Source organism: Paenibacillus sp. GQ49 (genome assembly GCF_059759055.1).
On record NZ_JCAXEL010000019.1, the window covers coordinates 88,976 to 110,310 of the forward strand.

The 21,335-nt window shown below is 47.0% G+C and carries 10 protein-coding genes and 1 riboswitch; all 10 genes read left to right on the forward strand.

All coding sequences use genetic code 11. The annotated features are described in order from the left end of the window. The first annotated feature begins 6 nt into the window (after window positions 1–6). Complete coding sequence (locus AC6CIF_RS25330; protein ID WP_498202010.1) at window positions 7–1,350, forward strand: ATP-binding protein; 1,344 nt, start codon at window positions 7–9, stop codon at window positions 1,348–1,350. Continuing rightward, window positions 1,347–3,566, forward strand: a complete 2,220-nt coding sequence (locus AC6CIF_RS25335) for a DEAD/DEAH box helicase (RefSeq protein WP_498202011.1) — start codon at window positions 1,347–1,349, stop codon at window positions 3,564–3,566. Before AC6CIF_RS25330 ends, AC6CIF_RS25335 begins: the two co-directional genes overlap by 4 nt. Before the next feature lie 77 nt (window positions 3,567–3,643). Next, window positions 3,644–3,754, forward strand: a riboswitch (purine riboswitch). 106 nt (window positions 3,755–3,860) lie between these two features. Next, window positions 3,861–4,814: an EamA family transporter gene (locus tag AC6CIF_RS25340; protein ID WP_017688752.1), complete on the forward strand. Its 954-nt coding sequence runs from the start codon at window positions 3,861–3,863 to the stop codon at window positions 4,812–4,814. Window positions 4,815–5,019: 205 nt separating this feature from the next. Further along, window positions 5,020–5,445: a cupredoxin domain-containing protein gene (locus AC6CIF_RS25345; RefSeq protein ID WP_498202012.1), complete on the forward strand. Its 426-nt coding sequence runs from the start codon at window positions 5,020–5,022 to the stop codon at window positions 5,443–5,445. 96 nt (window positions 5,446–5,541) lie between these two features. Next, the gene (locus AC6CIF_RS25350; RefSeq protein ID WP_498202013.1) at window positions 5,542–6,564 is read left to right on the forward strand and encodes an SDR family oxidoreductase; all 1,023 of its coding nucleotides are present in this window, start codon (window positions 5,542–5,544) and stop codon (window positions 6,562–6,564) included. 155 nt (window positions 6,565–6,719) lie between these two features. Beyond that, on the forward strand, window positions 6,720–12,200 hold the full coding sequence (locus AC6CIF_RS25355) for an OmpL47-type beta-barrel domain-containing protein (protein ID WP_498202014.1): 5,481 nt from the start codon (window positions 6,720–6,722) through the stop codon (window positions 12,198–12,200). Then, on the forward strand, window positions 12,094–14,223 hold the full coding sequence (locus AC6CIF_RS25360; RefSeq protein WP_498202015.1) for an S-layer homology domain-containing protein: 2,130 nt from the start codon (window positions 12,094–12,096) through the stop codon (window positions 14,221–14,223). The genes AC6CIF_RS25355 and AC6CIF_RS25360 overlap by 107 nt, the downstream gene beginning before the upstream one ends. A gap of 126 nt (window positions 14,224–14,349) precedes the next feature. Beyond that, the gene (treR, locus tag AC6CIF_RS25365) at window positions 14,350–15,060 is read left to right on the forward strand and encodes a trehalose operon repressor (protein ID WP_498202016.1); all 711 of its coding nucleotides are present in this window, start codon (window positions 14,350–14,352) and stop codon (window positions 15,058–15,060) included. A 173-nt stretch (window positions 15,061–15,233) separates the two neighbouring features. Then, window positions 15,234–18,572, forward strand: coding sequence for a DUF5107 domain-containing protein (locus AC6CIF_RS25370; protein ID WP_498202017.1), 3,339 nt, complete (start codon window positions 15,234–15,236; stop codon window positions 18,570–18,572). A 51-nt stretch (window positions 18,573–18,623) separates the two neighbouring features. Continuing rightward, window positions 18,624–20,963 carry a beta-galactosidase gene (locus tag AC6CIF_RS25375; protein ID WP_498202018.1) on the forward strand — a complete coding sequence of 780 codons (2,340 nt, stop codon included), beginning with the start codon at window positions 18,624–18,626 and terminating at the stop codon, window positions 20,961–20,963. The last annotated feature ends 372 nt before the right edge of the window (window positions 20,964–21,335 follow it).

Below are 21,335 nucleotides of genomic sequence, written 5' to 3' on the forward strand. Positions count from 1 at the left end.
TACGCAGTGACAGAACTTAAAATACCAAAGCGGCTGACCACCGCACTTGTAAATTCATTGACAGCGGGTGTTGTCCCGCGAATTGGACTGGAGCAGATTGCTGTTGGCCGGAAACCGGAAGTGGAAGCCATCTTGCGGGATATGGACAATATCGCTGAGGGCGGCGCAGCGTTTAAACTCATTACGGGTCGTTACGGCAGCGGTAAAAGCTTTCTTTTGCAAATGATTCGTAATTATGCGATGGATAGGGATTTTGTTGTGGCAGATGCCGATCTGTCACCAGAGCGACGATTGGTGGGGACCAAGGGGCAGGGACTTGCGACATATCGCGAACTGATGACTCGTCTGTCTACACGCACACGCCCGGATGGGGGAGCGTTGGAGCCGATTTTGCAAAAATGGATCGCAGGGTTGCAACAGTCCACGATGCAGAGTCAGAACTTGCGCCCGGATGATCCCGCTTTGCCGCTTGAGGTAGAGAAACAGATTTATGCGGTGACGGGGGAGATGCAGAATCTGGTTCACGGCTTTGATTTTGCCAAAGTACTGGCGTCATACTGGAACGGGTACAAGCTGGCTGATGATGATCGCAAACAGGCGGCACTTCGCTGGCTTCGAGGAGAATTTGCAACCAAAACGGAAGCGAAAAAAGAACTGGCTGTTGGGGTTATTATTGACGATGACAACTGGTACGACTACTTCAAATTATGGTCTGAATTCACAGCGCGCATTGGTTACAAAGGATTGCTGTTGTTCATTGATGAAGCGGTGAATATGTACAAAATTACAAACAGTGTCTCCCGTCAAAGCAACTATGAGAAATTGCTGACCATGTTCAATGATACGATGCAGGGCAAGGCAGAGCACCTGGGCATATTTGTAGGCGGTACGCCACAGTTTGTGGAGGATGAACGGCGCGGATTATACAGCTATGAAGCGCTTCGCTCCAGGCTTATTGATGGCCGTTATGCAGCCAAAGCGTATGCGAATTACACAGGTCCGATCTTGAAGCTGGCGATGTTATCTCATGAAGAGATTCTGATTCTGCTCCAGAAGCTGCGGCAGATTCATGCTCTGCATTTTGGATACAGCGCAAGTTTGACGGATGAACAATTGGTTGATTTTATGCAAACGGCGGTAAACCGACTGGGTGCGGATGAATTGCTGACCACGCGTGAAGTGGTACGGGATTTTATGGATGTACTACATACTTTACACCAGAATCCTGAAGTGACTTATACTCAATTACTTGGCGAGCGGGTTGCCAAACCTCAGGAAACGGTTAAAGGGGCAGATGCTTCCGCAAATACAGATGATCTGGACGACTTTCTGGCGGAGTTTGAATTATGAGTGATAATCCGTTCTATCGGCTGGCGCCGTTTGTTCAGGAATTTATATATAAAAAAAGATGGGAATCGCTTCGTCCTGCCCAGATTGAGGCCTGCAATATCTGTTTTCATACCCCGCATCATATGCTGATTGCGGCGGGAACAGCCTCCGGCAAGACGGAGGCGGCTTTTTTCCCTGCATTAACCGAGCTGTATGAACGGCCTTCCAAGTCGGTTGGCATTTTGTACATTGGACCTCTGAAAGCCCTGATTAACGATCAATTCGAACGTCTAAAGGATCTGTTATCCGAAGGAAATATTCCGGTTTGGCATTGGCACGGTGACGTACCTCAGGCGGAGAAAACAAAACTGATGAAAAATCCGTCCGGTGTGCTCCAGATAACGCCAGAATCGCTGGAAGGTCTGCTCATGAATCGACCGAATTCAATCCCGGCGCTGTTTCATGACTTGCGATATGTCATCATCGATGAGGTGCATGCTTTTATGGGAGCAGATCGGGGCATTCAAGTACTCAGCGAGCTTGCCAGAATCGAGCGTATGGCTGGCTGTGCACCGCGAAGAGTGGGCTTGTCGGCTACACTTAGTGACTATGATGCGGCTACATGTTGGCTTGCTGCCGGAACGCAGCAGGGGGTGAATGTGGTCTCTTCCCCGGGCGGTCGCAAGCTGCGACTGCGGGTGGAACATTTCTCTTTTCCAGATGCGCAGGACGAGGAGCAGGCGGAGCAGCTTCATAACGCACGTAAAGCGTACTACGACTTCATTTATGAGAGTACACATCGTAAAAAAGCGCTGATCTTCACCAACAGCCGAACGGATGCTGAAGTCACCATTCTTGAGATGCGGCGGGTTGCGGCTCGCAGGCAAGAGCGTGATGTGTTCCATGTGCATCATGGAAGTATCTCGGCTATGCTGAGGGAAGAGACGGAAGCTGCCCTACGCACCGGGTCGGGGCCTGCGGTTGCTGCGGCAACGGTCACGCTTGAACTGGGAATTGATCTGGGCGAACTGGAACGTGTGGTTCAGCTCGGTGCACCGTATAGTGCTTCGAGCTTTGTACAGCGTCTGGGACGTTCGGGAAGACGAGAGGATATGGCATCGGAGATGCTTTTTGTATGTCCGGAGGAAGAGGATGAGGAAGCGCAATTGCCAGCACGTATGCCGTGGACGTTGATGCGTGCGATTGCTGTCATTGAGCTCTATGTAAAAACCAAGTGGGTCGAGCCGCTTGAAGCTCGCAAAATGCCCATAGGTGTGCTCTACCATCAGACGATGAGCATGTTGAAAAGTATGGGGGAGGCGGAGCCGAGAGATCTTGCAGAAGCCATCCTTTCGCTGGCTCCATTTGCGTTGATTAGACCTGATCAATATCAGGTATTCCTGAATTACCTCATCGAGACGGATCATCTGCAATGGACAGAGGATCGAACTTTGATCATCGGTCTGACGGGTGAGAAAATTGTGAATAATTATCGCTTCTACGCCGTGTTTAAAGACGATGAGGAACATAAAGTACTAAACGGCTCAGAAGAGATTGGTTCGATTACAACCGTGCCCCCACCTGGCTACTGCTTCTCACTCGCAGGCAAACTGTGGAAAGTGGAAGAGGTCGATCACAAGCACAAGGCTGTGTATGTGAAGTCTGCAAAAGGTAAAGTAGATACGTTATGGCTTGGAGCGGGAGGAGATATTCATACGTCGGTAGTACAGAAAATGCGTGAAGTGTTGTCCGACTCGACCATCTATCCCTACTTGTCACCGCAAGCCGTCAATCGACTTGAACGGGCACGCCGCCTAGCTCGTGAAAGCGGACTGTTGAAGCAGGTCGTGATTCCGGCAGGGGGAGATTCGATGTATGTTCTTCCTTGGGTGGGAAGTAAATCATTCCGTACATTGGAGCGCCTGATGAAGCATAATCTGTCGAAGAAACTTGCCTTGCGTTCAGTTGTGCCCATGGAGCCATATTATTTTGTAGTATCCGGCAAGGTCGACGAACGAACATTGTTAGCCGAGATCATGAGTGAGTGTCGAACGGCTGGAGACGCATCTGCGTTACTGGCTGAAGATGAAGCGCCTTATCTGGGCAAGTATGATGAATTTGTCGCGCCGCCTTTGATCCGTGAGGCTTTTGCCGTAGATGGGCTGGATCTGGATGGATTGAAGGAAGGTTTACAGCAAACATTGGAGTGGGACTCTTCAGGCTCCAATCGGACATGACGTTTTTTTATACGGAATAGGGTTGACACCATCTCACCTCCCATGTAATATATGAAAAGTCGTCACACACGAATTACATCAAATTGCATATATCATTTCGTATAACCTCGCAGGCCGAAAGTGTACACAGGGCGAGGGTCTCTACGGGAAGCCTATACTTCCTAACTACGATGCCAAGGAATCAATGTATTCCTTGCTCGTAGTTAGGATTTTTTGCATTTAGATGGTGTCTGTGACCTTGGCATGAACCAACATGCGGGCGTATTTTTCTTATCATCAGGAGGTTTATTCACAATGAAATATTATCTGTCCGTTCTCGCGGGAGCGATGAGCTATGGCATATTATCCACGATTGTGGTTCTGGCGTACGGCGAAGGATATAAACTTGGAGAGGTTGTGGGAGCACAGCTGATCACGGGTTTTCTTCTATCCTGGATGCTGGCGCTATACACAAAATTTAGAACAAAACGTAAGTCACAGGCAAATGGCAAAGCATCAGGAGCCGTGGCACAGGTATTCAAGCGGTTGACGTGGAAACAACGTCTGATATTGATGGCTGCTGGAACACCAACGGTAATTACAGGTCTCGTGTATTATCAGTCTTTGCGTTACATTCCGGCTTCACTTGCCATTATCCTGTTGTTCCAGTTCACTTGGATTAGCGTATTGATTCAGGCGATAAGCAAACGTCAACGTCCAGACAAAGTCACATTCCTAACGTTGATCATTCTGTTTGGTGGAACTTTGCTGGCAGCGGGTTTCCTGGAACAAGGATTGGGTGAGTTCAACGGTCTGGGTATTGCTCTTGGACTAATGGCAGCTGTAAGTTATTCCCTGTTTGTCTTGTTCAGCGGTAAAGCGGTTCCTTCAGCGCATCCAGCCTTCCGCAGTGCGTGGATGGTTACAGGCGGATTGATCCTGCTGTGCATTTTGTTCCCGCCGACATTCCTCTTTAACGGGTTGATCTGGAGCCAGTTGCTTGTATTTGGATTGCTGCTTGGATTCTTCGGGGCATTCATTCCACCAGTATTGTTCGCTATCGGCGTTCCGCATATTGGTGGTGACATGGCCGGAATCCTGGGTGCAGTGGAGCTTCCAATTGCAGTATTGTTATCCTCAATCGTGCTCCATGAGCATGTCAGCGGATTGCAATGGTTCGGAGTTATTATTGTACTCATTGGTGTAGCCCTGCCAGAGTTGTATAAATTACGCATGAGACGAAGTCGGAATACACCGATCTATTCCTGAGTTATACAAAAAGGGATATTGCGAAGCATGAACGGGAATACCCGTAGATAAGCCTGAGAAATCAGGCTTTTTCTATTGAGGTAATATAGCTCAATCGCAATAGCCCAGAGGGGTCATTTTCATTGTCATGCGAATCAGGTATGCTTAAAGAATACATCCGTCTGTTGATTGAATATTGATGGGACATCGAATGAGGAGTGTTTATATGAAAAGCTGGTTTGGAAAAACATGGCCTTGGTTAACGCTGGGTCTGACCGTTGTTGTACTGCTTGGATCATTTTTGGTTTATTTTATGGGCAAAGACGTATCCCCGGGATCGGGAAGTGCAGTAACAGCACAAGCCGAGACTTCGGAGGATTTGAAGGGATATGAAGTCATTGATGTGGACGTGAGCAACGATGGTTTTGGACCAGACGTCATCGAGGTGAAGGCTGGCGTACCGACCAAAATCAACTTTATTCTGACCCGGTCGGTGACACATGTGAAATCAGTGGGATCACAAAAGCTTGGCATGGATCTATACATGCAAAAGGGACCCAATTATTATACGGTCGACAAAGATCTGCCTAAGGGAGAATATGAGATCCATTGCGGCATGTACATGATATATGCAACGATTAAGGTCGTATAAGCAGAAGGAGCAAGGTTTCGGGTCACCGAGCTTTGCTCCTTTTTTTGGTGCGTGTTATCATGAGAAAGTGGGTAAAATCGATCAGGAGGTGGCGAAATGAAAGCGCTATTTATTGGAGGGACAGGCACCATCAGTACGGCCATTACGGAGATGCTTGCACAGCAAGGCTGTGAACTTTATTTAATTAATCGCGGCAATCATAACGATGACTTACCTAGTGAGGTCAACGTACTTCAAGCGGACATTAATGACGAGAAACGTGTAGCGGAACTGATAGCTGATCTGGAATTTGATGTTGTGGCAGACTTTATCGCTTTTGTACCGTCTCAATTGGAGCGAGATTACCGTTTGTTCAAGGATAAAACAAAGCAGTTTATTTTTATAAGTTCGGCATCGGCATATCAGACACCTTTGGCTGATTACCGGATCACGGAAGGGACACCCTTATCGAATCCATATTGGGAGTATTCACGCAACAAGATTGCCTGTGAAGACTATCTGATGAAACAATACCGCGAACGTGGATTCCCTGTGACCATCGTGCGTCCGAGCCATACGTATGGCGACAAATCGGTACCTCTCGGTGTTCATGGTGCTCAAGGCAGTTGGCAGGTTCTCAAGCGTATCCGTGAAGGCAAACCCGTTATCATCCATGGAGATGGCACCTCCTTGTGGACCATTACGCACAATACTGATTTTGCCAAAGGGTTTATCGGGCTGATGGGAAATATCCATGCCATTGGTGAATCGGTACATATCACCTCAGATGAATCCGTCACATGGAATCAGATTCATGAGATTATAGCTGACGTGTTGGGCGTTAAGCTTCATGCGGTTCATGTACCCTCTGAGTTCTTGGCAGCATGCAGTGATCAGGATCTTCGCGGCGGATTGCTGGGTGACAAAGCCAATACCGTTGTGTTTGACAACAGTAAGCTGAAGCGGCTTGTTCCGGAATTTGTAGCAACGACAAGAGCTGATCAGGGCATTCGACGTACGATTGAACACATTCTGACGCGTCCTGAGTTACAGACCGAAGATCCGGAATTTGATGGTTGGTGTGACAAGGTCGTTGGCGCATTGGACGAAGCGTTATTAAAGATCAGAGATGAGAAATGAGAAGTAAGGCGTTCATGATCAAGTGTTTACATTCATGCGCTTAATCGTTATAATCAAGAAAAAATGACACTTGTTAGGGGAGGCACCCCAACTTAGGACATCGTTCCTTTGTTGGGGTGCCTCCTTTTTTTGTGTGCCAAAAAGGAGAGTAGACGTTGAAGAAATCAGGAAAACGTGTGAAGAAACAAGCGGAACAATTAACCAAAGTGGTATTGGCATTTGCGTTATTATCACCTCAAGCTCTTTTGCTTGAATGGGGCGCAACGACGGTAATGGCTGAAACGGTTGAAACAATCGGGATTGTATCCGATACGTCCAGCATGAAGGCTGTACAGTCCTCCAAGGTGAAAGTGGAGATGAACAGTGACGGTAAATACAGAATCGTATTACTACCAAACACAAATGTATTTTACGGTGGTGATACAGGGAATGTATCTACGATTATCGACCATAATGGATCACCCGTGAATTTCAAAACATTGCCGCTTAATTATTACCGAATTAACAATAATGTGATTGAAATGTCCCGGCAAAAGGACAATGTCGAATATATTTTGCGTGTATCTATCGTTAATGCTACCTCACAAGGTGGGTATATGAAGGTTGAACTGGAAGCCATCAACCGTAGTGGATCGGCACTGAATTTGGGTGGAACATTTTATTGGGATACGATGGTGAATGGCAATGATGCTTCTCCGTTTGAAGTCATCGAGAATGGATGGCGCAATTATAGCGGCGGCGTTCAGGTCACGGCTTTTTATGCGAATACGTACAATGTTGTGAATGCAGATCGCATATACATGGGACAGTATAGCGGTCCGGACAATGCGCAGCTAACAGGGGGTTCTTCACCTTCGTCATTCACTCCAGGTCAGACCGTTACGGCGAGTGATACAGCTGCGCAATTCTGGTGGAATGCCAAAGCAACAGCGAATCAGGCTTCACGCAAATTTTCAACGATCGTGGGAATCGGCCCTCAGAACGTTCCGCCTTCATTTACACTAACGGCTCCTTCTTCGGGGCAAACGTATTACAAAGGCGAGCAACTTCAGATCTCTGGTACAACGCGAGATACGGATGTAGGCGACCTGTTGACCGTGAAATGGTCCATTGATGGTGGGTCTGAGAACATTCTTACCCAGATGACCGCAACGGGTTCAAATCAGTCTTTCAACACCAATTACACATTGCCTGGCACCCTGCCAGATGGTACGCACACGTTGCAAGTATGGGTCATGGATGACAAAGGTGGGGTGTCCTCAGCAGGAACCGTTAACTTTACAGTAAGAAGTTTTGTTGTGCCCGGAACGCCGACATACACATTGGTTAATTCTAATAACTTGACGGTCAACTGGGATAAGAAGGCTAATGATGCATCCGTAACGTATGAACTGAAAAATATGACGACGAATCAGATCGTGGATACAGGTGCATCAAACAGTCGGCAGGTGACTGGGCTCACTCCGAATACGAGTTATTCTTTTGCTGTACGTGCCAAAAATTCAAGTGGTTCCTTCACGGGGTACTCCAGTCCATCCACCAAATATACATTGGCGAATCCACCCGCTGCTGCGGCTGTGACACAATCAGGCAACTCTGTTACAGCGAGCTGGAATAATAATGCAAATCCTACGGGCACCCATTATAAAACGGAAATACGCAGTCCAGGTGGGCAAGTCCTCGCAACGGGAACAACAACTTCCACACGTACAGCGTTTGCCCTGACCGGACTCGCGGACGGAAAATATGAAGTATTTGTGGCGGCACTGAATGGTGAAGGGATACAGACCCCGTTTATATCCGCTGGAGAGATGATTAAAGATACAACGGGCCCGACTGCTCCTTCCGTTACAGTGACTCCATCCACATGGACCAAGGAAGATGTTCTGGTCACGGTTGAAGAAGGAAAGGATGCCTTGAGCGGAACTCAGAAGACTGAAGTAAAAGTTGGTCCGGCAGGAGAATGGCGTGAATACAGCGCTCCGTTTACCGTAAGCAGTGAAGGAAACACAACTGTTATGGCACGCAGTATTGATGCGTTTGGTAATACAGGACAGGAAACGGCTGTGACAGCCAGAGTAGATCGGACGGCACCAACGCCACCTGTCATCTCGCTGAATCCGCCCGATTGGACAAAAGCGGCGGTAATCGTGACATTAACGGAGGGTACGGACGAAGCAAGTGGCATTAGTCTGACACAGTACAAGCTGGGAAGTGAGGGAGAATGGATCGACTACAAGGCTCCTCTTACACTCAGTGAAGAAGGAATAACCGAGATTTACGCACGAAGTGTTGATCGGGCCGCCAATGTCAGTGCTTCCACTTCGGCAACAGCCAGAATCGACAAGACTGGGCCTGAGCAACCAACGATTACGTTAAGTGAAGAGGATTGGACGAATCAGGATGTAACTTTTGCGATAAACAGTGGTGAAGATGCGGGCAGTGGACTTGCCAAGAGTCAATATCGACTTAACAAAAAAGGTCCCTGGATCGATTACACGGGTGAAGTGACGGTTACCGATGAGGGAGAAACGATCGTATATGCACGTTCACTTGACCGTGTAGGGAATATAAGCACGTCCGCTCAGGCTACAGTTCGAATCGACACGACAGCTCCAACCGAGCCGGTTATTCGTTTAAGTTCTTCTGGATGGAGTAAAGAGCATGTGCAATTCACCATTGCTGGAAGTGTGGATGAACAAGCAATTTCCTATGAATACAGCATGAACGATGCTCCTTATATTGCAGGCAATACGGGTACAGTAAGCACAAACGGCGGTACCACCATTCGAGCTAGAGCAAGGGATACCGTTGGCAATGTGAGCAAGGAAATCAGTCGAATCGCCTATGTGGATCAGATGGCTCCAACGATTACATTTGCACCGAACGGACATGGCTGGACGGACATGGACATATCCACTACCATTCAGTATGCCGACGCCCACTCAGGCATTCAGGAACTGGAACAATTCTATCAAGTTACGAACAGTGCAGAATCACCGGAGCATTGGCTTGAAGCCCGCTCTGACCAGCATAAAATATCCATCGAATCGGAAGGTATATGGTACATCCATGCGAAAACCATGGACAGAGCAGGGAATACATATGAGACAACATCATCACCTTACCATATTCAACGCAAGCCCCAGCAACCGAATCATGTGAGAATGACACAGATCGCTGAGACATCAGCTGAACTTACAGTGGATTTGCCAACTGGGGAAAGGTATACCGATGGATATCAGTATGAGATAACGAATAAAACAACAGGACAGTCATGGACACTGGATTATCCTAACCACAGTATAATCGATCACTCCCTAAGCGGTGGTCAGGTCTATGAATATGAAGTTAGAGTTAGAAACCATACCGGAGTAAGTGATGCAATAAGCGTTCAAGTATTAACTACCCCGGCAGCTCCCGGAACGTTGCACGTTCGAAAAGTAGATTCACAGCCCAATTTGGCCGAAATTCAATTTGATTCAGTACGAGGAGCAGATGCTTACCGCATCATCGCGACTACTTCGGACGGTGCCACCGTATTTGATCAGACAGTATCTGATCCTGGTAGCCCTCCCTATGTCAGCAACCTCGTTCCAGGAACCATGCATAACATTTCGGTAACTGCAATGAATGAAAGCGGAGCAGGTGGTAGTAGTAGAACTGGATTTCTCACACTGCCGGCAGTGCCCGGTGAATTTATGGCCGTTCAAATTCAGGAGCATGATATTTCATTGAAATGGGAGACAGTGACTTCTGCAACGTATTATGGTCTTTCACGCGATGGAACAGCCATATATGAAGGAGAGCAGACGGAGTATCTGGACTCGGGTCTGGATAGCGGAACGGAGTACAGCTATACGTTAATTGCCGGAAATGAGACAGGACCAGGACCGTTGGCAGGATTACCTTTGCTCAAGACTTTACCTGGGCAGGTGTCCGGCTTACAGATATCAGATGCTTCCACAGGGAGCCTTCGTCTGAATTGGGAAGCAGTACGTGGAGCCGATCGTTATGAGTTATGGTTGAATGGAGAGAAGTCGGGAACGGTTCCTGCTGGAACCCAAGAATGGATCTTTGCGGGACTGAGTTCAGGAACATCTTATCAACTGGATGTACAAGCAGTGAACGGAAGTGGACAGGGGATGCGCAGTTCGGTATCAGGAACAACGCTACCAGAGAGCCCGTCGGGACTTCACGTTGTTCAAGTAACTGAACAGGGAGCAATCTTGAGCTGGGAACCTGTAGCTGGGGCAACGAAATATCGGGTGGTCATCGATGGACATAGCCATGAGATATCAGATACACAACTCGCAGTTCACCACCTGTCAAGCAGTCGTGAGTATACCTATGAAGTACAGGCGGGCAATGCTGCTGGGTACGGTGCATCCACCAGTAGTACAATTCTTACGCTACCTAGCAGGCCGGAAGGACTGAATGTTACATCGACTGGTGAGACAAGTATGGGACTTGCATGGCAAGCTGTAGATACGGCAAATCTCTATATTGTGAAAATCAATGGAACAGAAGTGGGCAGAACATCAGAACTGGCCTACACGGCTGAGGAATTGTTGCCAGGTACAGAGTACGCTTTGGAAGTTCAGGCTGTGAATGCTTCTGGATCAGGTGAAACAGCGCAGCTCATCCGATTGTCCAAACCTGTGTCTCCTGCCGAAGTACTTGTTGATTCAGGAGTACATCATACAAAAGTTTCTTGGTCTGTCGTGGAAGGTGCCGCTGAATACGTGATTGAGCAGAATGGCAAGGAGATCTATAGAGGAATGGAGAATGGAGCGACGATTACAGGTCTCCAGGGTGGGACGTGGCATCGCTATCAACTATGGGCAGTCAACAGACAAGGGACTCGTTCTGAAGCGACGGATGTATCTCTGCTGACTTTGCCTGAGAAACCCGTTAAGTTTGCGGTATATGATGTGGCAAAAAACAGCCTAGGTCTGGATTTCAGTAACACTGGTGTCCAAGGGGCAGATCATTACGTCATTGAACGGGATGGAAGAGAGATCGCTCAGATGGATTCAAGTGAAACCCAGTTTGTAGACAAGGATCTGTCGCCAGGAACGAAATATACTTATGTAATTCGGGCAGTCAATGCGAGTGGAACGAGTGCGCCGCTTACTTTCAGTGTAATGACTCAAACGTTGCCATTGGTTGCAGAAAGTATCACAGTGAAAGCCGGAACACATGCGGTGGATCTGGCTTGGGATGTTGTTCAGGGAGCGGCTGCATATGAGATTCGTAATCGGGTAACGGGAGATGTACAGAGCGTGTCTGAACCGTCTGTACATCTCAATAGCATGCTGGATGGCACAGCGTATGAATTCGAACTTGTTGCGATTAATGAAGATGGTCATCGGTCTGAACCTATTCAGATTCAGGTTTTAACGAAACCCATCTCACCTCAGACGGCAGGCATAATACACATTACAGATCAGACCGCGGTATTGGACCTGACTGGAAGCTCAACACGGGGAGCAGAGCAATTCATTATTATGCGGGATGGTGTTGAAGTTGCTAAGGTTCCAGCAGATCAAGCTTCATTTGAAGATGAATGGACTGACACCAGGAGAGCATTACACGTATACCATCAAAACATCCAATGCAACCGGAGAGAGTGATTCCGGTTTCGAAGTTCACTTGCGAACGTTGCCTGCGATCATTCATGAACCTTTACATGCAAGCAAGATTGGGGAAAAGGAGGGATTAATCTCTTGGCCAAAGGTACAAGGTGCGGAGGGATATACCATACGTATCGGAGATCAGATGTTCACCACGATTGAAGAAGGGGATATCACAGAGGTGAGATTAACTCATTTGGAGAGTGCAACCCGATATGATCAGATACAGATTATTCCTTATAATACGGCTGGTTCAGGAAGTCCAATGATCGTGACTCCTTTTTACACCTTACCTCATGTTGATTCACTGGAAATGAAGATATATCCGGAGACAGATCACGTCAAACTGGAATGGGACTTCCCTTATGGGAACGAAACTTTTGTTATATTACTGGATGGTACAGAAGTATACCGAGGCAAAACAAAAGAGTTTATTGTTGATCAACTGGATGCAGGCAAGCAGTACCCGATTGAAATCTACACAGAGAATGACCAGGGAGATGGATCGGAGAAGCTCGTGTATTCTGTCCTGACCAAGCCAGCAGCTCCTGTCAAAGTGGAGTATCATTCTGCAAAGGACCACATTCGTCTTATATTGGAACAGAGCCGGGTCGAAGGTGCCGAGTTGTTTATCATTGAGCGTGACGGTGTAGAGATTGCTCGTGTTCCTGCAGACGAACTGTTCTATGACGACAAGGAACTCGAACCGGGCGTGAACTATATCTATACAGTGAAGGCGATGAATGCCTCCGGCAGTAGTGATGGTGGTTATTACCTTCATGCAATGACTTTGCCTGGTAGTGCTGCTTCAACTCCTGTAGTAGAGGGGCGTTCCATATATGGTGCAGACATTGTATGGGAACTGGTTCCTGGTGCTGCGGGTTATCGAGTTTATCGAAATGAAGAGCTTGTGGGAACGACCACTGAGACATCCATACATGTGTCTGAATTAAAAAGTGCAGAGCGTTATACTGACTTTGCAATCATTCCATTTAATGAGGCAGGGGAGGGTGAGACGCTTCAAGTACCGGAATTCGAGACGCTACCTTCCGAGGAACTGACAGTAGCAGCCATAGCGCAAGGTACGAATACGATTAAGCTAACTTGGGAACTGGATTCAATGAATGAGGTGATTGTGATCACCCATAAAGATCGTGAGATCTACCGTGGCACGCAGCGCAGTCATGTATGGACAGGACTGAATGCCGAGCAGCATTATGAGGTGGAAGTATGGACGGAGAATTCAGCAGGTGAAAAAAGTGAAAGAAAACGGGCAGCAGCCATGACTTTTCCGTATCCACCATCCTCCTGGAGCGGTGGCGGTGCAACCCCGAGTCCAAACGGTACATCGGAACAAGCCGATGAGGTGAGTTCACAACCAGAACCGTCTGAGCAGCCTGATGTACCTGTGAAAAAAATTATCAAATTTATTGATATCAGCCAAACATTCAATAAAGATCAGATCACCTGGCTGGCCGAACAAAATATCATTCAAGGTGTAAGTGAAACTCGCTTCGAGCCACGCCGTCCGATCACCCGTGCGGAGTTCACTGCATTAATCGTGCGTCTGATGGGTGTGGACACAACGGTTAATGAACAACATGGATTTCAGGATGTGAACGATGAGGATTGGTTTGCTCCTGAGATTAAGGCAGCCGTTCATCATGAGATGGTTCAAGGCATGGGGAACGGCAAATTCGCTCCACATGCGCTGGTGACACGGGAACAGGCATCCAAGATTATAGCAAATGTTGTTCGTAAAATCAGACCGGAACCGCTGACTTCCCCAAGAGCGTTTACCGACCAGACTGATGTATCTGATTGGGCCAAAGAAGAAGTGCAGGAACTTGCAGGTTTGTACATGATTACCGGATATGAAGACGGCAGCTTCCGTCCCATGCAGCACTTAAGCAGATCCGAAGCTGCAGCGCTGATCTTCCGTTTAAATAAGCTGATTCAAGTTATGGATGAGAACCGTACAGATCAAGTGGAGAAAGCGTCAGCGTTTGATCGTCATATCTAGATTAAATTGATTCTTACATGTGATACTGCAATCATCGGCAGTAACGACATTACCGCTTGATTGGTTTTTAATGTTATAATAGTTGCCAATATGATAAAAAAGGGTAATGAACAATGGTGATGAATAATGAATAATAAATTTATCCGGATATATGAAGATATTGCAGATCGTATTCGGACCGGAGAGATAGAGGCAGGGACGCTGCTTCAATCGGAACTGGATCTAACGGAAAGTTATCAAACGTCTCGAGAGACTATTCGCAAAGCATTGAAAATGTTGTACGAAGAAGGTTATATTCAGAAGATTCAAGGCAAGGGCTCGATTGTACTGGACATACGCAAGATCGATTTTCCCATCTCAGGTCTGGTTAGCTTCAAGGAATTAGCCAAAAAAATGGGTCATCGCGCTCAAACGTATGTGAAGGTTTTTGAGGAGCAACAAGTGGATCAGGCGTTGCACAAGAAAATTAACTTTGGCCTGAATGAACAGGTCTGGGAGATCAGACGTGTGCGCAAAGTGGATGGAGAGCATGTCATACTGGACAAAGATTACATTAGCCAGCGGCTTGTTCCTGGGCTCAGCAAAGAGATCTGTAATGATTCCATCTATGAGTACATTGAGCAAGAGCTGGGGCTTTCGATTTCGTTTGCCAAAAAAGAGATTTTGGTGGAGGAACCTACCGCCGAGGATAGGGAACTGCTTGACCTTGAAGGTTTCCACAATGTAGTTGTGGTGAGGAGCCAGGTGTACCTGGAGGATGCCAGTCAATTTCAGTATACGGAGTCGAGGCACCGACCGGACAAGTTCAGATTTGTGGATTTTGCACGTCGCAGATAAGTTAATCAAGATCGATCAGAGAGTACCTTTCACTGTATTATTCAGTGGATCGGTACTCTCTTTGGTTATGGGGGAATCCGAAGATCGTCCATCAAGAACCGCTTAATGTCAATGTTCTTCCTGCATGTCGGAGCGTATGATCACAATATATACGAGGCCAAGGAGTGAGGGAATTGAATCACGTGACAGCGACATCAAACGTTCACATATGGGAAGAAACCAGAGATATTCCAACCTATGGTACAGGTAAACCGGACAAAAATCCGATGTTTCTTGAAAAGCGAATTTATCAGGGAAGTTCGGGTAAGGTGTACCCGCATCCCGTGATCGACAGCATTGAAGATGATGCCAAAATGAAGTCGTATCGATTAGTTATTCTCGAAAATGAATATGTACGTATCGAGATGATGCCTGAACTGGGTGGACGGATCTATCGTGCGCTGGATCGGACCAACAACTACGATTTTGTATATTATAACCGGGTGATTAAACCTGCGCTCGTGGGTCTGGCAGGGCCATGGATTTCCGGAGGAATTGAATTCAACTGGCCACAGCATCATCGGCCCAACACGTTTGGTCCAGTCGATTATACATTTGGCAGTAATCAAGATGGAAGCGCTACCGTGTGGGTGGGTGAGATTGACCGCATGTATGGTACCAAAATGACCGCTGGCTTCACATTACATCCCGGCAAAGCCTATCTTGAAATCCATGCCGAGGTATACAATCGCACCAGCGCACCTCAAACTTTTCTATGGTGGGCCAACCCGGCTGTAGCTGTTAATGATTATACGCAATCCGTCTTTCCACCTGATGTAACGGCTGTGCTGGACCACGGAAAACGGGATGTATCCCGCTTTCCCATCGCTACCGGCACTTATTACAAGATGGACTATTCCGAAGGTGTGGATATCTCGCGCTACAAAAACATACCGGTGCCAACATCCTATATGGCTTATAAGTCGGATTATAATTTTGTAGGGGGTTATGATCATGGGATTCAGGCAGGTTTGTTGCATGTAGCCAATCATCATATTTCTCCGGGCAAGAAGCAATGGACCTGGGGGAATGGGGCATTTGGGCAAGCCTGGGATCGTCAGTTAACGGACGAGGATGGACCTTACATTGAATTAATGACCGGGATCTATACCGATAATCAGCCTGATTTTACATGGTTACAGCCCTATGAAGCGAAATCATTCTCGCAGTATTTTATGCCGTATAAAGGAATTGGTATGGTCAAAAACGCAACGATTGATGCAGCGGTTAATCTGGAAATGGACGAAACGACCGGAATGGTAACCGTGATGGTATATGCGACGTCGGTTTTTGAACAAGTTACCGTTGAAGTGATAGGATCAACCAAGGTATATCTCCAGGAGAGATGTAATATCTCACCTACGAAGCTATATAAATCTTCATTCCCCTGGAGCGGACAAGATGAATGGTACCAATTAAAGTTAAGTGTTCGAACTGCGGAAGGAAAAGTACTTGTAGCCTATCAGCCTGAACGTTCTGAGATTCAGGAAGTCCCAGACCCGGCCACACCACTCCCACTACCATCCGAGATTCGTACAAATGAACAACTATATCTGGCTGGTCTTCATTTGGAGCAATATCGGCATGCCACGTATGAACCGGAACCTTATTATCTGGAAGGTTTGAAGCGCGATGCAACGGATATTCGTCTAAACATAGCGTATGGCACATTGCTGCTGCGTAGAGGGTTGTTTCAAGATGCAGAGAAGCATTTCAGACAGGCCGTACAATGGCTGACATGGAAAAATACGAATCCGTATGATAGTGAAGCTTTTTACCAACTCGGTCTGAGTTTGAAACTACAGGGGAAACAGGAAGAAGCCTACGCAGCACTGTATAAAGCTGTATGGTCTGCACAGTATCAGGATATGGGTTATTACATGCTTGCTCAGATCGATACGGGGCAACATCGGTACATCGAAGCGTTGGATCACATCGAACGTTCGCTGATTCGTAATACCAGAAATTATAAGGCTCGGCATCTGAAGGTGGCTCTGTTACGCAGAATGGGTCAAGATAAACAGGCCATTCAATATGCGCGTGAGACACTGGAATTGGACCCGGTTGAATTTGGAGCTGCACATGAATTAGTCCTGATCTATAGCGGAGCAACTGCACCTTCAGAGAGAGAACAAGCGGGGCAAACACGTGAAAATTTCCATCGTCTGATGCGGGGAGACTTTTATAATTATCTGAATGTAGCCGCAGATTACGCGGATTGCGGGTTGTGGGAAGAAGCACTGACGGTACTCTCTTATGTTGAATCCGAAATTGCACAGCCGTATCCTATGGTTGGTTATGCTCAGGCCTACTTGTATCGTCAGCTGGGGGATGTGGAGCAGGCCCGGGAATGTCAAAAGCAGGGGAAAGCTGCTCCAACGGATTATTGTTTTCCTAATACGTTATTTGAATTCATGGTGCTTCAGGATGCATTGGCAGTGGATTCGAATGATGCGCGTGCTCACTATTACCTGGGAAATTGGTTATATGATCATAAACGCTACGAGGAAGCAATCACCCATTGGGAAACTTCACGCGAGGTGGATACTGCATATTCGACTGTACATCGGAATCTGGGACTGGCTTATTATAACAAGCTGAATCGTCCTGATCTTGCACTGGCTTCATTAGAGGAAGCTTTCCGATTGGATTCACAGGATGCCCGAATCTTCTACGAGTTGGATCAATTGCACAAGAAGATAGGGTATTCCTGCGAGAATCGAGTCAAATTGCTGGAACAACATATGGAGTTGGTTCACCACCGTGATGATCTGTATATCGAGTGGGTGACTTTATTGAATATGCAAGGTAGTCATCAAGAAGCATGGAATGCCCTTCAGACCCGGCGGTTTCATCCATGGGAGGGTGGAGAAGGCAAGGTAACAGGACAATATGTTACGGCACTGACGGAACTGGCGAAGCGAAAACTGGAGAAACAACAACCTGAACTAGCAATGGAATTGTTGAAGAAGGCTTTGGTTTACCCGGAGAACTTAGGTGAAGGTAAATTGGAGGGAGCCGGAGACAACCCAGTTTACTTTTATCTTGGCTGTGCCTACCAGCAACTGAAGAGTAATCAGGCGGCAGAGGAAAGTTTCCACAAAGCATCCATCGGTTTGAATGAACCGGCAAGCGCGATGTTTTATAATGATCAACCGCCGGAATCCATCTATTATCAGGGTCTGGCCTGGAAGAAACTTGGCAATGTGAAGGAAGCAAACCGACGCTTTAACAAACTCATTGACTATGCGGAAAGACATATGCATGATCACATCCGAATGGATTATTTTGCGGTATCTCTGCCCGATTTTCTAGTATTCGATGACGATCTAGATCAGCGAAATGAAGAACATTGCCGGTATATGCGTGCATTGGGTCTTCTGGGGCTGGGTCGGACGAGTGAAGCCGAACTTGAGTTGGAGCGGGTACTGGAGAAAAACCCGAATCATCAAGGGGCAATCATCCATCGATAATTGATAATCGTTTCAACACATCCCATTTATATCGAAGGAGTTATATAATCCATGAATGATACTACAGCAGGTAGCCAGATTCGCTTTATATTGGATGCGGAAGATAAAGAGATTCGTGCGGGTCGCATGACTGGCAGTGGCGGCAAAAGCCCACGAGGGGAATCGTATGATTTTACCAACTATTATATGACTCGTAATGCTAAACCCCATATTCCCGTGGTAGGTGAGTTTCATTTCTCCAGATTCGCTTACTTGCAGTGGGAAGAAGAATTACTGAAGATGAAGGCAGGCGGCGTGAGCATTGTCGCTTCCTATGTTTTCTGGAATTTTCACGAGGAGCAGGAAGGCGAATTTAATTGGTCAGGAAATCTGAATTTGCGGCACTTTGTGGATCTGTGTGGCAAACATGAGCTGCCTCTGATCGTACGAATTGGTCCATTCTGTCATGGGGAAGTGCGTAATGGTGGAATGCCGGATTGGTTATTCAGTTATCCATTTGAAGTCAGGTCGAACGATGAAGGATATCTGTATTACGCTAAGCGATTATATCGGGAGATTGCCCGTCAGCTCAACGGCTGTTTTTATCAGGAGGGTGGCCCTGTTATCGGGGTACAGTTGGAAAATGAGTATATGCACGCTGGCGCACCCATGGATGCCTGGGGATATACCCGCGAAAAATACATTACCTCCGGCCGGGACGGGCGAGAACATCTGAAGATGCTTCGCCATATTGCCGAAGAAGTCGGTATGAAGCCGATGTTCTATACTGCCACGGCCTGGGGCAATGCTGCGGTGCCTGAAGAAGGAACATTGCCTATGCTCGCGGGGTATGCATACACACCATGGATTCCCAATCAGCCTCCGAGCCGGGAGTATTTGTTCCGGGATCTGCATATGAATCCTGTGGGAGAAGTGGATTATGACAGTCTGGAGTACCCTGCTGCGTATTGCGAGCTTGCTGGAGGCATGCAGGTCAGTTATCACGCTCGTCCGGTTGTTGATGCGGACAGTGTTGAGGCGATGACCATTGTGAAACTTGCGAACGGCAGCAATCTGGTTGGGTATTATATGTATCACGGGGGGACCAATCCGATAGGCAAAAATTCATATATGAACGAGCAGGCATTGCCGAAAATGACGTATGATTACCAATCGCCACTCGGGGAATTTGGGCGTGTTGGTGAATCGTATGACCGCATTCGTACCTTGTCCATGTTCCTGGAAGGATACGGTGAGTTACTTGCACCAATGGGCTGTGTTGTACCGGATGGTCAACAATCTATAACCCCGGAGAACACGTTGGATCTGCGTTGGTCTGTTCGGCAACAAGATGGTTCTGGATTTCTGTTCATGAATAATTATCAGGATCATGTGGCGATGCCTGATCGTGATATACAATTGGAGCTACATACCAGCAAAGGGACTGCTCTTTATCCAAGAGAAGGAACGATGCAGCTGAAATCCGGCATGGCAGCCATTCTGCCTTTCCATATGAATCTGAATGGAATGAAGATCATTAGTGCTACCGTTCAGCCACTGACCCGATTCATGGTAAATCAGGAGCTTACGGCTGTCTTTTATGCCCATGAAGGTATGGCGCCTGAGTATGTTGTTGATGCAACATCTGTTACAAATGTGGATATGCCCGAAGGTACAGTATCAGAGCAGGGGAATGAAGTTGTGATACATCCGATTGCCGGCAAGGACCATCATCTGGGGATTACAACATCGGACGGTATAGCCATACGAATCATTACATTGACCCGTGAAGAGGCATTACATGCCTACCGTTTCCGTGTGGGCGGAGAAGAAAGGCTTGTAATTAGCAGCAGTCATCTGTATGTACAGAATGAGATGCTCCTATGTACATCTGTGGAGCAACCAGAGATGGAGGTATCCTTTTATCCGGCTCCAGAGTATGTTTCAGCTTCGAAATATTCTGTGTCATCCCAGTTGAAGCAGGGAATATTCGGTACGTATACATTCCAAGTTTCGCCTTACGAGCCTGCTGTAGAGGTTGATTATCCGAAAGAGTATGCAGCAACACTGAGATTGGACACAGCGTGGCCGGAACAAGTAGATGACGTGTGGATTGAGATTGATTATGAAGGAGACGTTGCAGCAGCACATATTCATCATCAGATGTTAACGGATCATATTCACTATGGACGCAGCTGGATGCTTGGTTTGAAGCAATCCCGTCATTTGTTGGCTGATCACGCGCTTCGTCTGTCTATAACCCCAATTCGAAAAGGGACGACTGAGAGTTATGTGAATCAGGCTTATGTGGAGCGGTTTGAGGGTGTGGAGATCGGAAAGTTTAATGAGATTCGGGTGAGACCACAGTACCGGGTTGGGTTGGTATTGGCGGGAGTAAGAGAAGACACTTAGTCTAAAGCAGGGATTAAACAACAGATAAACAAGACTTAAACAAGAGTTAACTTTCGTTAATAATACAGAGGGTTCTTTCTCCGAACGATTGTGAGGGGAGAGAGCCTTTTTTTTTTGCTGTGTTATGTAAAAACAAATGATTCCTAATCATGGTAAAAAGATCTTGACTGGTAAGCGTTTTCAATTTATTATAACTTCATAACCTTAACGATAAAGTTTATTTAAACTAAATAATGTAACTATAATAAAGTTATTTGTTGTTTGTTTGCTAACAAAAGAACTTCTATTACCAACGATTTTAATTAACTTATTGTCTGGAGCAGGGTTAATTGAAATAAAAAAACAAATACAGGAGGTTCCAAACGAATGGTT

Bases quoted from the DNA above. Each gene is read 5' to 3' on its own strand.
- AC6CIF_RS25350 (WP_498202013.1), top strand. From the start codon at position 5,542: ATGAAAGCGCTATTTATTGGAGGGACAGGCACCATCAGTACGGCCATT.
- AC6CIF_RS25375 (WP_498202018.1), top strand. From the start codon at position 18,624: ATGAATGATACTACAGCAGGTAGCCAGATTCGCTTTATATTGGATGCG.
- treR (WP_498202016.1), top strand. From the start codon at position 14,350: ATGAATAATAAATTTATCCGGATATATGAAGATATTGCAGATCGTATT.
- AC6CIF_RS25345 (WP_498202012.1), top strand. From the start codon at position 5,020: ATGAAAAGCTGGTTTGGAAAAACATGGCCTTGGTTAACGCTGGGTCTG.
- AC6CIF_RS25335 (WP_498202011.1), top strand. From the start codon at position 1,347: ATGAGTGATAATCCGTTCTATCGGCTGGCGCCGTTTGTTCAGGAATTT.
- AC6CIF_RS25340 (WP_017688752.1), top strand. From the start codon at position 3,861: ATGAAATATTATCTGTCCGTTCTCGCGGGAGCGATGAGCTATGGCATA.